Source organism: Sulfurovum sp. (assembly GCF_036568385.1).
Lineage (GTDB): Bacteria > Campylobacterota > Campylobacteria > Campylobacterales > Sulfurovaceae > Sulfurovum.
Genome location: NZ_DATCSP010000064.1, coordinates 1 through 12013 on the forward strand (window position 1 = coordinate 1; position 12013 = coordinate 12013).

Annotated in this window: 11 protein-coding genes; 5 read left to right on the plus strand and 6 right to left on the minus strand. The window is 41.3% G+C overall.

The window, feature by feature from the left end; genetic code table 11:
* Positions 1–143: 143 nt before the first annotated feature.
* The 3 genes from VIM88_RS06905 to greA all read right to left on the minus strand — a co-directional run bounded on the left by VIM88_RS06905 (position 144) and on the right by greA (position 2470).
* On the minus strand, positions 144–827 hold the full coding sequence (locus tag VIM88_RS06905; protein WP_331862155.1) for a metallophosphoesterase: 684 nt from the start codon (positions 825–827) through the stop codon (positions 144–146).
* A gap of 134 nt (positions 828–961) precedes the next feature.
* A complete protein-coding gene (argC, locus tag VIM88_RS06910) occupies positions 962–1969 on the minus strand; it encodes an N-acetyl-gamma-glutamyl-phosphate reductase (RefSeq protein ID WP_331862156.1) in 1008 nt (335 codons plus the stop codon).
* Positions 1970–1981: 12 nt separating this feature from the next.
* On the minus strand, positions 1982–2470 hold the full coding sequence (gene greA / locus VIM88_RS06915) for a transcription elongation factor GreA (protein ID WP_331862157.1): 489 nt from the start codon (positions 2468–2470) through the stop codon (positions 1982–1984).
* A 96-nt stretch (positions 2471–2566) separates the two neighbouring features.
* Between greA and surE the strand changes: the two genes are divergently transcribed.
* The 3 genes from surE (at position 2567) to VIM88_RS06930 (ending at position 4589) form a co-directional block, all read left to right on the plus strand.
* On the plus strand, positions 2567–3346 hold the full coding sequence (gene surE / locus VIM88_RS06920; RefSeq protein WP_331862158.1) for a 5'/3'-nucleotidase SurE: 780 nt from the start codon (positions 2567–2569) through the stop codon (positions 3344–3346).
* Positions 3343–3978, plus strand: a complete 636-nt coding sequence (locus tag VIM88_RS06925) for a tRNA threonylcarbamoyladenosine dehydratase (protein ID WP_331862212.1) — start codon at positions 3343–3345, stop codon at positions 3976–3978. The genes surE and VIM88_RS06925 overlap by 4 nt, the downstream gene beginning before the upstream one ends.
* A 161-nt stretch (positions 3979–4139) precedes the next feature.
* Complete coding sequence (locus tag VIM88_RS06930) at positions 4140–4589, plus strand: hypothetical protein (protein ID WP_331862159.1); 450 nt, start codon at positions 4140–4142, stop codon at positions 4587–4589.
* A 107-nt stretch (positions 4590–4696) separates the two neighbouring features.
* On the opposite strand, the gene VIM88_RS06935 is transcribed toward VIM88_RS06930, so the two are convergent.
* Complete coding sequence (locus VIM88_RS06935; RefSeq protein ID WP_331862160.1) at positions 4697–5008, minus strand: hypothetical protein; 312 nt, start codon at positions 5006–5008, stop codon at positions 4697–4699.
* 234 nt (positions 5009–5242) lie between these two features.
* On the opposite strand from VIM88_RS06935, the gene VIM88_RS06940 reads away from it, so the two are divergent.
* Complete coding sequence (locus VIM88_RS06940) at positions 5243–5881, plus strand: response regulator transcription factor (RefSeq protein ID WP_331862161.1); 639 nt, start codon at positions 5243–5245, stop codon at positions 5879–5881.
* A 36-nt stretch (positions 5882–5917) separates the two neighbouring features.
* Here the strand turns inward: VIM88_RS06940 and VIM88_RS06945 are convergent, their stop codons facing one another.
* The gene (locus tag VIM88_RS06945; protein WP_331862162.1) at positions 5918–9640 is read right to left on the minus strand and encodes a PAS domain-containing protein; all 3723 of its coding nucleotides are present in this window, start codon (positions 9638–9640) and stop codon (positions 5918–5920) included.
* Positions 9641–9699: 59 nt separating this feature from the next.
* Positions 9700–11349 (minus strand): response regulator, encoded by a 1650-nt coding sequence (locus tag VIM88_RS06950; RefSeq protein WP_331862163.1) that lies wholly within the window; start codon positions 11347–11349, stop codon positions 9700–9702.
* A gap of 277 nt (positions 11350–11626) precedes the next feature.
* Here VIM88_RS06950 and VIM88_RS06955 point away from each other — a divergent pair, with 277 nt between their 5' ends.
* Positions 11627–11932, plus strand: a complete 306-nt coding sequence (locus VIM88_RS06955; RefSeq protein ID WP_331862164.1) for an Hpt domain-containing protein — start codon at positions 11627–11629, stop codon at positions 11930–11932.
* Positions 11933–12013 lie beyond the last annotated feature (81 nt).

A 12013-nucleotide genomic window follows, 5' to 3' on the forward strand; every position in this document is an offset into this window, starting at 1 on the left:
CAGTGTATTCCCCACTGTCGCAACACTCCACAATAACAGCAGTGAATGGTTCTGGGATACATCATACACAAGCAGTGCTTCGCTGCCCATGGGCAGAAGCGTCGCGGAGAGGAAGGCGACCGTAAAGAGGGTGAGATAGACCATTAAAGCGTCTTAAAGTGCATTGCACCCTCTTCCATGACACCTACCATGCCCTGGCATGCCAGCGAGGGGAGAGAGATGTATTTACCCAGCGTTTTACACTGATGGAAGTGGCCTTCTATCACCATATCTGCATCCCTATAGTTTTCCAGTATCTCTTCTACCCTTTTTTCAAAGCCGTGAAAGGTGAAGCAGATATGTTTTTGTGACAGTTTCTTCATACGGTGATCGATAATGGCTTTTTCGAAAGGTTTGAGCAGTGTCAGTGTCGTTTTGTTCCGAAGGAGCTTGCAGTAGAGATCGTAACCGAAACCTGTTGCATACTTGTCACCGTGCGAAATAGCCACTTTTGTCTTATCTGCCCGGAACATCACAGGCTGCTGCTCCCTGCTGTATACCTGTATATCAGGGAACAGCTCTTCCAAACAAAAATCGTGGTTTCCTTCAAAGTAGTGGATCTCCAGTTTTTTTGAAAGTCTTTGCAGCAGTGTGATGGCTTCCTTTGAAAAGGTTTGGATGTAGTCGTTATATCCGAAGAGCAGATCGAAGTTATCGCCCATTAAAAAGAGCTGAGGCGTGCGTATCTCTCCACTATCGATCCTTTTCAGCAGGCTTAGAAAAGCATCTCCATGGTGAGGATAATGCGAGTCAGCAATGAAGACAGCATTTTCTTGGATCTCAAACATATATACTCCATTAATCGCTCTTTCTTGTCACGGTGAACGCCCTTGTAAGCGAAGCGATTCGAGAACCGTGACGACTTTTGACTACTTTTCCGGAAAGTAGAAAAGAAACCTAAACTATGATAAAAGATGAATTTTTAAGGCATATAGGCTATGGTCGGGATACCCATACCCTCATCATATCCGCACATCAGGTTTGCCGCTGCAAGTGCCTGTGAACTTGCCCCTCTCAAAAGGTTGTCTATGGCAGAAGAGACAAAAAGGGCATTTCCGTTCTTGGCTGCAAAGATGTCACAGAAGTGTGTACCGGCCGTGCTCTTGATATCTACCGGCGTTTCACGAATACGTATGAAGGGGTCCTTGGCATAGTGTTTCTTCAGAATTTCCAGAGGGTCGATATCCTCTTTTAGTGTCGCGTATACCGATACCAGTTCACCGCGTGTCGCAGGGATCAGATGGGGGACAAAGTTCACATGCATTTTAACACCGTGCACTTTTTCTATCTTCTCTGCTATCTCAGGTGCATGACGGTGCTTCAGCGGATTATAGGCAAAGATATTGTCATTGATCGTGACAAAGTGTGTCGTCTCGCTCAGCTTCTTCCCTGCCCCGCTCACACCGGACTTTGCATCTACAAAAAGAGGGGCAGAAGTATCAAGGTATGGTATGAACGGTAGGATCCCGAGCAGTGTTGCCGTTGGATAGCACCCGGGACCGGCAGCAAGCCTTGTCTCTTTCAACGCTTCCCTGTAATACTCTATCAATGCATAGGTAGCATCATCCAGATGATTTTTGTCTTCATGTGCACAATAGTGCGCTTCATACGTGTCAAGGTCCAGACGGTAATCTGCAGAGAGGTCCACTACTTTCACCCCTTGGTCCAAAAGCGCTTTGGCAAAGCCCATCGATGCTTTGTGAGGGAGTGCAAGAAACACGATCTCACAGCGCTCTGCGACTGAAGCAGGGTCCGCTTTTTCGACAGGCAGACTGATCACACCTGTCAGTGAAGGATGCAGTTGTTCTATCATCGTATCGCCCTGCGTCGTAGCGAGATAGGTCAACTCGAACCCGCCATGTGATACCAGCATTTTAACCAGTTCAAGCCCCGTATATCCGCTGGCTCCGACAACCCCTGCTTTTACCATCTCCAACCTTTTTTAACCCAGTATGATCTCTTCGTAAGAGACCTCTTCGATGTCATATGTTTTTTTACCGCTCGGAAGGGTCAATGAGACCTCGTCACCCTCTTCTTTCCCTATCAGTACCCTGGCCATAGGTGACTGAATAGAGATCAGTCCCTTCGCAGGGTTTGACTCCTGGCCTCCCACGATCGTGTAACGGATCTCTTCATCGGTTTCTTGATCCGTCAGGTGTACGGTTGAACCAAAACTCACCCTGGTATGTGCCAGCTTAGAAGGGTCGACCACCTGCGCACGTCCTATAAGGTCCGTGAGTTCGTTGATACGTGCTTCCATAAGACCCTGTTTATCCTTTGCCGCATGATACTCTGCATTCTCTTTAAGATCGCCCAGCTCTCTTGCTTCATCTATCACTTTGGCTATATTCGCTCTCTCTACGGATTTTAGCTGTTCAAGTTCTGCTGACAGTTTGTTGTATGTCTCTTTTAACATCGGCTCTTTTTGCACGATAGGTCCTTTTAAATAATGAATTGATCTCTCATTCGTATGTATTATACCAAAAAGGTTATAATAGCGGTCAAAATAATCCATAAAGTATAGAGAATGAAGCAAATATTAGTGACGAACGACGATGGTTTTGACTCTGAAGGACTGGAAGCACTCGTAGAAGCACTCAAGCCCCTGGGTCATGTTTCTGTGGTAGCACCGACGACAGAAAAGTCAGCCTGCGGACACTCGTTGACCTTGACGAGGCCGCTCAATTTTGTAGAGATAGAGAAAGATTTCTATAAATTGGATGACGGCACCCCTACAGACTGTATTTTTCTCGCTCTCAATAAACTCTTCACCGAGGAGAACAGGCCGGACATTGTCATCTCCGGTATCAATATCGGTTCGAACATGGGTGAGGACATCACCTACTCCGGTACTGCATCGGGGGCAATGGAGGCTGTGCTGCAGGGTATTCCCGCCATTGCCATTTCGCAGGTTTACAAAGACCAGGGAAAAAGCATCGATACACTCGGGTATGAGCTCGCAAAAGAGAGCATCGTCACCCTGGTAGAAAAGATATTTGCCAAGGAATTCCCCCTGCCCTCGCGTCGATTTTTAAATGTCAATATTCCGCCTATCCCAAGCTCGGAGTGTAAAGGGTTCAAAGTGACACGCGCAGGGAACCGCCTCTATGGTCACCATGCTGAAGTCCACCACAATCCGCGCGGCAAAGAGTACTACTGGATAGGACTTCCTGTTCTGGGCTGGATGGAAACCACCGGACATGTGACCGATTTTGAAGCGATCAATGACGGATATGTCTCTATCACACCGGTACATCTTGATATGACTAGTTATGACGATATCAGCGCTTTGGATGCATGGCTATGAGATTCCAGCGTTGCCGTATGCTCTTCGGAGATGAGAACTTTGAAAAGCTTCAAAATGCCAGGATCCTGATACTGGGTGTTGGCGGGGTGGGTTCGTATGCACTGGACTGTCTTTACCGTTCAGGGGTCAGTGATATTACCATTTTGGACTATGATGTCTATGATGAGAGCAACCAGAACAGGCAGATAGGGTCGGAAGCTGTCGGGATGATCAAAGTGGAGCGCCTGAAAGATCTCTATCCGGGTATCAAAACGATCCATCAGCATATGACCATGGCTTGGGTACAAGAATTTGATTTCGAACCCTATGACATCGTCATCGATGCGGCGGATACCACCAAGATCAAGATAGAGGTAGCCAAAAAATGCTACAAAAAGCTCATTATGGCGCTGGGTGCGGCCAAGCGGTACGATACCAATAAAATAGAAGTAGCCTCGATCTGGAAGACCCATGGGGACGCACTTGCCCGCAAAATACGCAACGAACTTAAAAAAGCCAAATTTGACAGGAACTTTACGGTGGTCTTTTCGCCGGAAGAGGACAAATGTACGGAAAAAGGATCCTGTGTAGCGGTAACCGGTGCTGTAGGCTTGACGGTTTGCTCTGAAGCGATCAAAAGAATACTCAATTAAGAGAACGAAGAACAGAGGGCTATCTGTTCTTTCATGGATACCTATTTGTTTCGATTATGTTAAAAATGCGAACTATTTTATAATAACTGATAAATATACTCCTATTCTGTTTTTCTTTTATGGATTTAGTGTGTATAATGCAATGAACGGGAGATAACTACATGATAAGAACATTAAAAAACCTATTTAAAACAAATAAAGAAGAGGAGTATGTCTCAAGCCCTCCTGGCAGGACATTTAATAGGGTTTTGACCGGAAGGTATTTTGGTTGTGAAAATAAGAATGCAGATGCTATCACGATCGCTGAAGCGAAAAAAGAAAAAATAGAGCAGATCAAAGAGCTGGAACTTAAACCCAAGTTTGTAAGATTTTCCTATGATCCTGCCCGAACTGACAAGCATGCACCTGTTTCTGCCTATGTCGCATTTCAGAAAGAGGTCTATGCAGAAAACTGGCACATGGTGCATGTGACCGAGCTCGCATTTACTGTTTTTCGTGATGACTTCGAAGAGTTTGAAGAAATGGCAGGTGTCAGCTTGACCCAAGACTTCCAGGACCTCTCCTCCGTAAACTACGATGGAGAAGAGAGAAGAAGAGAAAAGAGAGACTGACAAGCCTCTTTGCTCTCCCCATAATACTCTGCACACCCTATCCATTTCTTATGAGTTATTGAACTATTTCGACAAGAGAAAAAGAAAGCTACACTTTTGACCGCATACTAACAACCTAATAATTTCTTAGTTTCAGTGATCATGCGCTCAGTTTCATTCTCTTGTCTCAATTCACTTAGTTGTTCTCCCATTGAGGTGTTTCCCATGGTTAAAAACAATCCTTTCAGTGCATGAATAGAGAGGTTGACCGCATCCATATCGATACGTTCACTCTCAAATAATGTTTGTAATTTGGCCAACTCTTTTTGCAGGTCCCGCTTTCCTGATTCAAGAAGTGATGCTATCTGCTCATCTTCAAAAGCAAACCCTTTAAAGTATTCACGGGAAATTTCCACTGTTTCATTGATAAGGTCATCCATCCATAATTCCTGCATATTCTTCTAAGTCCTATGTGATAGTTTTATTAAATAGTATCCATGACTATATAAGGTTATGTCTGAGATCTATCCTAAACCTGATGAGAATAGATGCAGGTAATTGTTTTTGAGAGTCTTTGTTACATCATAAAAAAACCTTATCTTATTAAAATATGTGTAGTATATAAAGCATAGAAATTAGATAATATAATAATATAACGGAAACAAGGTTTTTAAATGATTCGTGTTGCTATAGCTGATGATCATGAAATTGTGCGTAACGGGCTGATAATGCTCATTGACCAGGAAAAAGACATGGAAGTACACGTAGAAGCTTCATCCTTCACAGAGCTTATTTCCAAACTCAAAAAAGAGAGTGCCGATCTCTTAATACTGGATCTGAACCTGGGTGACAAGAATGGTATTGAATCCATTGAAAATGTCAGTAATCTTTTTCCTGCACTGCCGATACTGGTCTTGAGTATGTATCCGGAAGAGCCTTATGCCATACAAACCTTCAAAGCGGGAGCATCCGGATATCTCAATAAGACAGTCATCTCTTCAGAATTGATCAAAGCGATCCACAAAATAACATCAGGTAAAAAATATATCAGTGAATCTCTTGCCGAAAACCTGGCATATGGGTTCAGTCTTGAAAAAAGCGAAAAAGACCCTATCGAGCTACTTTCAAAACGTGAATATGAGGTTTTGTCACTTATCGCATCGGGACAAACCTATAAAGATATTGCCACTAAACTTGACCTCAGCCCTAAAACCGTATCGACCTATCGTACACGCATTTTAGAGAAACTAAATCTTACCAGTACGGCACAACTTCTGCGTTTTGCCTATGAGAACAATATATCAAGCTACTGATCTTTTGGAATAGACTATCTCATCAGTCTGAAACGCTTAAGCATGTTTGATCTCTATCTTAAATACTGCCCCTTCACTGCTGTTATGTACACTGAGTGTACCTTTACAATGTTCTTCTACGATCATCTTTGACATATAAAGACCCAGTCCAGTCCCATTGTGCTCTTCTTTTGTAGTGAAATAGGGATCAAAGATCTTTTCCATAGTAGCTCTATCGATACCCCCTGCATTATCACCGATCTCCAATACAGATTTGTCTGCATCTGAATAACATTTTATATTGATCGTAGGGTCTTTGATTTTGTTCTCCATAAGTGCATCTTCTGCGTTTTTAATCAGGTTCATAGCGACCTGGATCAGTTCATTTTTATAACTCACCATGTTGGTTGTACAATCATATTCTTTGATTATGGTAATATTTTTGCTTTCTATCCCTGCACGTACAAGTTCTAACGTATCATCCATCACGTGACAAAAGTTAGTCTCCTGTTTCATCTTTTCAGGTTTGAAAAATTCCCTGAAATCTTCAATGGTGGAGGAGAGGTACTGCACATAGTTGGCTATTCTGCCGAGTCTGCTTTGAAAAAATGATCTATCATAGGTATCCTTGTCCATTTTCAGTTCTAGTGCAGAAGTTGTCATTGTAATGGCATTTAACGGCTGTCTCCACTGATGGGCTATCATATTTATCATCTCACCCATTTGAGCCATTCTGGATTGTCTGAACATGATCTTGTCTTTACGTCGCAACTCTTCTACCGCTTCATGTTCAGTCGTGATATCTTGAATGGTACCTGTAGATATCAATGGCTCTCCGTTGCTATCAAAGACAGTTTCACAATTCTCCCTCACATACTTGACACGTCCATCAGGCATGAGAAGTCTATGTATTACCTCATAGGGTTTCTGTGTTTTAAGACTGTTGTAATAGGCAGTCTCAACCTTCTCCTTGTCTTCAGGGTGGATGGCATTAATGAAATGCTTATAGGTGATCAGTTCCATGGTTCTGGGTATCTCGAATATATTATAGGTCTCATCGCTCCATGTCAATATATCATGCACAAGGTCGAGTTTCCATGATCCAAGTTTTGCCTGAGTCTGCGCTTTTTTAAGATCAGAAATAGCAAGTTCTATAGTTGTTTCCAGCTTATGGTTCAGTTCACTGAGTTTATTGGATAAATTCATTTCATTTGTGAGGTCCGTATGGGTGCCTATCATACGGATGGCATTGCCAATATCATCAAATTGCGTGATCCCACGATCATAGACCCATATCCAGTGGCCATCTTTATGGCGAAGCCGATGTTTATGCTCATAGGTATCTGTCTTGCCTTCAAGGTTCCGCTGGATCTCTTTATCCGCTTCTTTGAGATCATCAGGATGTACCAACGCCTGCCAGGTTTCCAGGTCGTTTTCGAGCTCATCATCCCTGTAACCCAACATCTCTTTCCAACGAGGGGAGAAGTAATACGTGTTATTTTTAATATCCCAGTCCCAAATACCGTCACGGCTCGCCCTGAATGCCAATTCCATCCGTTCTCTAAGACGGACATTATCATACTCAAGTTTTTTTTGTTTTGAAATATCTCTCCAAACCACATGAAGAAGATTTTTATTATCTTTGACAATGGGTGTAAGCGTAATTTCTGTCCAAAAGTCTTCGCCGGTCGCTTTTGTGTGTATCCATTCAAAACGGTGGACACCATGATTGAAAGCTGCTGTCAGCATTTCATCAAATTTTTTAGAGGAGAGTCTGCCGTCAGGTTGATATATGGGAGAGAGTTCTTCAGGTGTAAGGTTTAGCAGATCCTCTTTTTTTTCATAATGCAACATCTTTAGTATAGCCTGGTTACAGTCTATGATCTTGCCGTCTTCCAGCATGAGTATACCATCTGTGACACTATCGAAAACAAGCTCATAAATCGTCTTCTGCTCTTTTAGTTTTATCTGCTGACTATGTATCTTATCATAGGCAACTTGTAACTTATCATGCTCCTTTTTTAAAAGTTTCTGACGATAGTAAAGTATCAAAAGCAGTAAAAAAGCGACAGCAATGATTTCCAATATAAGGCTATAATCAGTCTCTTGCTCCAATTTGGTACTGAGCCAATGATTAAATATCTCTCTCTTTATTTTCGGGTCAAGCGCATCAATGGTCTTATTTAAAATACCAAGTAGGACCGTCTCACTTTTATGTACACCGATGCTTCCGGTGATGTCCAGCTCTGTAAACTGTCCATTGATCTTTAGCTCTTTTGGATAATACTGGCTGATTTCAAATGTAATAGGTTGCAAGGTTCCAAGATAGGCATCGACTCTGCCTTGTGCAACGCTTTCCAAACCCTTATGAAGATCATTGACAAATACCGGTTCCAGATTTGGATATTTCGATCTGATATAGTGTATATAACTATCATTGCCTTTGCAGATAGAGACCTTTAAAGGACCTGCATCTGATATATCGGATAAAAAAGGTTTTTCTACTTTTGAAACTAGGACCAGATGATCCTTGGCGATCGCTTTTGTTGGTATCAGGTCTTGGTGATGATTGGGGTTTGTTAAGATCGGTACGGCAATATCTATCTCTTTCGCTTGAGTCTGTGCTACACACTCGGCCCAGTTGTCCGTACGGATGAATCTAAGAGGAATACCTATGATCTTCTGGTATTCTTTGGCAACGTCTACCATGATCCCCTCAGGTGTAGCACCCGTAAAATCTATATATGGCCGCCAATGACTTTGTCCACAGACAGTTATCTCTTTTTTTTCTTTGAGATAGGATCTTTCTTTTTTTGTAAACCGTTTATGGATAGAGTCATTATATTTAAAAATAAACGTATCCAGGTCAATATCTTTTTTTATCAACCCGATCTTTTTATATGAGTGATAGAGTTCCAGCATTTTTGTTCGGCTGATATATCCTATGGTGTCGGTTTTATAGTAGGCTAAGGATTTAAGGGTTTGTGCTTCATAGATAAGCTCTTCCCTTGTTTTTCCCTGGGTATTGTATTTGTCCAGAATCAGATCTACCGTTTCATCAATGTGAGAAAAAGCATATTCCCACCCTTTTAGAGATGCCTTTTTCAAGTTAAACGCTCTATCAGGATGCTGTGTAATTTCATCTTCACTGCTGAAAAGAAAATCACTATAAAAATTTAAGCCGTAATCCTTGGGATAAAATAACTGGTACTTAAAATCATCTTCCTTCAGATTATAAATTTGATCCGTATTGTAAACCACAATAGCGTCCGAATGTCCCTCCATCAGACTTTTTTTTATGTCCAATACCAAATGGCTATGCTCTAATGCGTCTACTACAATATTCTTTTCATTTAAGAGACCACGAATGGAGACTGCATCGATTCTGGTTCCTGAAACATCAATGTGTTTTCCAGAAAGGTCCATGATGGACTGAATATCAGGACGCTGTTTTGTTACGATAAGTGTAGGAGAGGCTTGAAGGACCGCAGCTAGGACAACAACCTTTTTCCCCTCTGACCTATCAACGATCAGAGAGGTATCTCCTGTTGCATAGTCCGCTTCCTTTTGAATGATATTTTCTGTAGTGTTTTGTGATAAAGTACCTTCTTTGATCTCGACATCGATGCCAACTTCATGATAAAAGCCTTTCTCTTTTGCCATATAATAACCTGCAAATTGGAACTGATGATACCAGTGTAGCTGCAGCGTTACTTTCTCAGGAACTTGTGATGAACAAAGGTTGCTTACCAGCAGTACCATGAAAATAAAATATCTCACATTTGTCCTGTAAAAACTATTTTTCCACGTCAATGATCCAACCCTTTTATATTCTGAATTTATGATGTTTCAAGGTCGGGTGTTATGTATTTGCGAATGATGATTAGAAGATTATCCGGCTCTACTGGTTTGCTGATATAGTCATCCATACCGGCTTGTAAAAAACGCTCACGGTCACCCTTGAGCGCATTGGCCGTCAATGATATGATAGGCGTATGCTTCTGTCCTGTTTCCTTCTCCACTGCCCTAATCGCTTTGGTTGCGCCTATACCTCCAAGTTCTGGCATGTTTTCGTCCATTAATATCAGATCATAGGTTCCCTTTTTAAATTTTTCTATGGCTTCTATGCCGTTATTTGCAGTTTCATATGTGATACCTGCATTGTCAAGAATAATACCGATAAACATGCGATTAGCCTCATAATCCTCAACCAGCAGTACATGTCCATGGAACGGATCTTGCGCTTCATACAGTGATTGCAACGTTTTTTGGGCTTTTTCTCCTTTTTGCATGGCGATAGAGAGTTTGAAAGTACTGCCTTTCCCTTCCCTGCTTTGCAGTGTAAGTTCACCCCCAAGCATTCTTGCCAACTGCCTGCTGATCGATAGACCAAGGCCAGTACCGCCATATCTGTTTGTCGTACCTTCTATTTGATAAAAAGAGTTGAAGATAGATTCATGTTTCTCTTCAGGAATACCTATACCGTAATCTTTGACACGTACATTCAATGTTCCTTTAGAATAGCAGATAATAGATTTTATCTTTGAACCTTCAGGTGTGAACTTGATAGCATTGGAGAGAAGATTGTAGAATATCTGTTTAATTCTGAGCACATCAGAGTAAAGGTTTTTTGGCATCTTGGCATTGAAATGAACGCTCAAAACGATACCTTTTTCTGCTGCTTTGACCTGAAATAGCTCTGCAACCGCAATCAATTCCTCGTACGGATCAAAATTCACCGGCTCAATATCCAACATATTGTTCTCTATCTTACTAATGTCCAGAATATCACTGATGATATGTAAAAGTGAATCGGATGAGTTTTTAATGATCTGAAGATATTTCAACTTCTCAGGGTCTGTCTCTTTTTTGTTTAAAAGAGAGATAAATCCTGTGATCGCATTCAGTGGTGTGCGTATCTCATGAGACATGTTCGCAAGAAATTGGCTCTTTTGTATCGAAGCATTTTCAGCATCCTCTTTCGCTTTACGCAACGTAAGATTAATTTCTTCCATTTTTTTGTGATAATGCTTTAATTGCTTTTGCTTGATGACCGTTTCAATAGTGCGTAACAGTATTGTCTGGAACAGCGTCATATTTACTGGTTTTAAGACAAAGTTGGATACCCCGAGGTTGATCAGTTGCAAGAGATAGTCTGACTCATTATGAGCCGACATGATAATGATATTTGCCTCCTGATCCATTGCAAGTATCAGTTCTATCATTTCTATGCCGTTCATTTTTGGCATGTTGATATCCGTAATGACAATATCGTAGAAAGTATGATGTGCTTCATGAAACTGCTTGTACTTCTGAAAGCCCTCTTCACCGTTGATCGCTATATCGAACGTATCAAAATACTGATACAGTATATCGCTGGTACTTTCACGTACTATCTCGCTGTCTTCCACATAAAGAACCTTTAACGTTTTACCGATTTCCAAAAATTCTTTAGGTTTTTTACTCAAATGCCTCTCTCTTTCTGCCATTGTATTATAGATTCATACCTTGTCAGCACTTTAATACTGGTATTTTATCGTTAGCTGTATTCGAATCATTACGATAGGTGTTCGTATAGATCCACCCATTTCTATTTTGATCTATGAACTCTGGTTTTATTATATGATAACTTCCCTTTTAATAGATGTTCACTATACCCAATTATCTTTCTTTTTTATGTAGGAAAAATCCTACACGATGTAAGTATTAGGACTCTTGCCTAAATGAAAAACTTTTCATACTATTACACTTAAAGAAGGAGTACCTATGCACATAGACAAGGATGAAATAGCCTCAAGACTTGGGTTTACTCGAAGAGATTTCGATATGCTGCTTGTTATGTTCAACCAAAATGCAACGAGTTCTCTAGAAGAGATGAAACATGCGATAGATAAAAAAGACATGCAGGGTATTGCCGATGCGGCACATGCGATTGGAGGAGGTGCAGGTAATATTCAACTCAATGATATTTATGAATTTGCCATGCGCATAGAGTTGTCTGCAAAAAAAAATGAAAATGCCGATTACCATCTCTTCTATGAGCAGTTAAAAATACTGATTGACTCCATATAATTTCAATATAAGCAAAAACCGTTCAATGAATTTAAGCGTAACCCCGATAAAAAATCACCTTGTCTCTAAGAAGTACATGCC

Coding starts and splice junctions, on each gene's coding strand:
- VIM88_RS06905 (WP_331862155.1), bottom strand. CDS start 827: ATGTTTGAGATCCAAGAAAATGCTGTCTTCATTGCTGACTCGCATTAT.
- argC (WP_331862156.1), bottom strand. CDS start 1,969: ATGGTAAAAGCAGGGGTTGTCGGAGCCAGCGGATATACGGGGCTTGAA.
- surE (WP_331862158.1), top strand. CDS start 2,567: ATGAAGCAAATATTAGTGACGAACGACGATGGTTTTGACTCTGAAGGA.
- VIM88_RS06925 (WP_331862212.1), top strand. CDS start 3,343: ATGAGATTCCAGCGTTGCCGTATGCTCTTCGGAGATGAGAACTTTGAA.
- VIM88_RS06930 (WP_331862159.1), top strand. CDS start 4,140: ATGATAAGAACATTAAAAAACCTATTTAAAACAAATAAAGAAGAGGAG.
- VIM88_RS06935 (WP_331862160.1), bottom strand. CDS start 5,008: ATGGATGACCTTATCAATGAAACAGTGGAAATTTCCCGTGAATACTTT.
- VIM88_RS06940 (WP_331862161.1), top strand. CDS start 5,243: ATGATTCGTGTTGCTATAGCTGATGATCATGAAATTGTGCGTAACGGG.
- VIM88_RS06950 (WP_331862163.1), bottom strand. CDS start 11,349: ATGGCAGAAAGAGAGAGGCATTTGAGTAAAAAACCTAAAGAATTTTTG.
- VIM88_RS06955 (WP_331862164.1), top strand. CDS start 11,627: ATGCACATAGACAAGGATGAAATAGCCTCAAGACTTGGGTTTACTCGA.